Raw genomic sequence first — 3133 nt, forward strand, 5'->3', positions numbered from 1 at the left:
ATGAGCGAGTGCATGGCCCACCTGCACGACAGCCTGCCGCCGGACGCCATCGTCACCAACGGGGCCGGCAATTTCGCCGCCTGGCTGCACCGCTTCTACCGCCACCGCGCCTGCCGCACCCAGCTGGCCCCGACCTCCGGCGCCATGGGCTACGGCTATCCGGCGGCCATCGCGGCCAAGTCGGTCCACCCCGAGCGCGAGGTGATCTGCATCGCCGGCGACGGCGACTATCTGATGACCGGGCAGGAGCTCGCCACCGCCGTCCAGTACGGCATCAACGTCGTCGTCGTGGTGGTCGACAACGGCACCTACGGCACCATCCGCATGCATCAGGAGATGCACTATCCGGGTGCGGAGCGGACCATGGCCACCGATCTGAAGAACCCCGACTTCGTGAAATACGCCGAGGCCTTCGGCGCCTTCGGCGTCCGTTGCGAGCGGACGGAAGACTTCCCCGCCGCCCTGCAGGCCGCCCGCATGGCGGGCTGCCCCGCCCTCGTCCACCTGATCACCTCGGCCGAGGACATCGCCCCGAACCGCACCATCAGCGGGTTGCGGTCAAACTGACCGGAGGCGGTGACGCCGCCTCCGCGCCCCCCTATGTTCCCCGCATGACCGACGCCGCCGCGCCCGAGACGACCGACCAACCCTCCGGGCGCGAGCTGACGCAGGACGGGCCCGCCCTGCGGCTGTGGATGATCGACGCGTCGGCCTATATCTTCCGCGCCTACCACGCCCTGCCGCCCCTCACACGCAAGTCGGACGGCCTGCCGGTGGGCGCGGTGCAGGGCTACTGCAACATGCTGTGGAAGCTGCTGCAGGACATGAAGGGCGCGGACGGCCCGACCCATCTGGTGGCCATCTTCGACCACTCCGAGAAGACCTTTCGCAACGACCTCTATGACCAGTACAAGGCCAACCGCTCGGCCCCGCCCGAGGACCTGATCCCGCAGTTCCCGCTGGTGCGCGAGGCCACCGCGGCCTTCGGCGTCGCCTGTCTGGAGCTGCCCGGTTACGAGGCCGACGACCTGATCGCCACCTACGCCTGCAAAGCGCGCGACGCGGGCGGCGAGGCGGTCATCGTCTCGTCCGACAAGGATCTGATGCAGCTGATCGGCGGCGGCGTGGTCATGTGGGATCCGATGAAGGACCGCCGCCTCGCCGAAGAGGCGGTGTTCGAGAAGTTCGGCGTCACGCCCGACAAGATGGTCGACCTGCAGGCCCTGATCGGCGACAGCGTCGACAACGTCCCCGGCGCTCCCGGCATCGGCCCCAAGACGGCGGCCCAGCTGCTCGACGAATACGGCGACCTCGACACCCTGCTGGAGCGCGCCGGCGAGATCAAACAGCCGAAACGCCGCGAGACCCTGATCAATTTCCGCGACCAGATCCTGCTCAGCCGCGAGCTGGTGCGGCTGACCTGCGACGCCCCGGCGGTCGAGCCGATCGACGACTTCGCCGTCCGCCACCCCGATCCGGACAAGCTGGGCGACTTCCTCGACCGGATGGAGTTCCGCGGCCTGCGGGCCCGCGTCGGCGACGGCAAGGCGCCGGCCAAGGACGGCACGGCCTTCGTCGCCCGCCCGAAGACGCCCTCGGCCCCGGTCGCCACCCCCCGCTACGGCCAGGTCCCCGCCGCCCCGGCCGAGATCCAGACCGTCGATCACGACGCCTATCACTGCATCCAGACGCTGGAGGAGCTCGACGCCTGGATCGCCCGCGCGACCGAGGCCGGCGTCATCGGCTTCGACACCGAGACGGACGCCCTCTCCGCCACCCACGCCGGCCTGTGCGGCGTGTCCCTGGCCATCGGCCCCAACGACGCCTGCTACGTCCCCCTGACCCACGAGCACCCGCCCGCGGCGAACGCCGGCGGCCTCGACTTCGGCGGCGAGGCGGAACAGCGCCCGCCCCTGACCCAGATCGTCAAGGCAGACGCCCTGGCCCGGCTCAAGCCCCTGCTGGAGAACCCCGCCGTCCTCAAGGTCATGCAGAACGGCAAATACGACATCGCCGTCATGGCCCGCCGCGGCATTAACGTCAGCCCGATCGATGATGCCATGCTGATCTCCTATGTGCTCGAGGGCGGGCTGCACGGCCATGGCATGGACGAGCTGGCGCGCCTGCACCTCGGCCACGACCCCATCCCGTTCAAGACCGTGGCCGGGACCGGCAAGGCGCAGAAGAGCTTCAAACACGTCGAGCTGAAACGGGCCACCTGCTACGCCGCCGAGGACGCCGACGTGACCCTGCGCCTGTGGCGCATCCTCAAGCCCCGGCTAGCCGAGCAGCGCCTGACCACCGTCTACGAGACGCTCGAGCGCGGCATGCCCCCGGTCCTCGCCGCCATGGAGCAGTGCGGAATCCGCGTCGACCCCGACCGCCTCAAACGCCTGTCCAGCGAGTTCGGCATGCGCATGGCCGAGCTGGAGCAGCAGGCCCACCGGATCGCCGGCCGCCCCTTCAACGTCGGCTCGCCGCGCCAGATCGGCGACATCCTGTTCGGAGAGCTGAACCTGCCCGGCGGCCGCAAGACCGCCAGCGGCCAGTGGGGCACCGACGCCAGCATCCTCGAGGAGCTGGCCCTCAGCCACGACCTGCCCCGCGTCCTGCTCGACTGGCGCCAGCTGTCCAAGCTCAAGGGCACCTACACCGACGCCCTGATCGAGGCGCTCGACCCCGCCACCGACCGCGTCCACACCAGCTATCAGCTGGCCGCCGCCACCACCGGCCGCCTCGCCTCGTCCGACCCCAACCTGCAGAACATCCCGATCCGCACCGAAACCGGCCGCCAGATCCGCCAGGCCTTCATCGCCGCCCCCGGCCATGTCCTGATCAGCGCCGACTACAGCCAGATCGAGCTGCGCCTGCTGGCCCACATCGGCGACATCCCCGAGCTGAAGCGCGCCTTCGCCGCCGGCATCGACATCCACACCGCCACGGCCAGCGAGATGTTCGGCGTCCCCGTCGACCAGATGGACCCGGAGACCCGCCGCCGCGCCAAGGCGATCAATTTCGGCATCGTCTACGGCATCAGCGCCTTCGGCCTGGCCGCCCAGCTGAACATCGACCAGGGCGAGGCCGGGGCCTACATCAAGACCTATTTCGAGCGCTTCCCCGGCATCCGCGCCTA

At 69.9% G+C, this 3133-nt stretch carries 2 protein-coding genes; both read left to right on the top strand.

Features of this window, described 5'->3' with window-relative positions; genetic code table 11:
- Positions 1 to 567: thiamine pyrophosphate-dependent enzyme (locus VGB60_RS03820; protein ID WP_331036956.1), on the top strand; the 567-nt coding region annotated here is incomplete at its 5' end.
- 44 nt (positions 568 to 611) lie between these two features.
- Positions 612 to 3133 (top strand): DNA polymerase I (gene polA / locus VGB60_RS03825; protein ID WP_331036957.1); only part of this gene is annotated, 2522 nt, incomplete at its 3' end.

The organism is Brevundimonas sp., assembly GCF_036399195.1.
Classification (GTDB): domain Bacteria; phylum Pseudomonadota; class Alphaproteobacteria; order Caulobacterales; family Caulobacteraceae; genus Brevundimonas.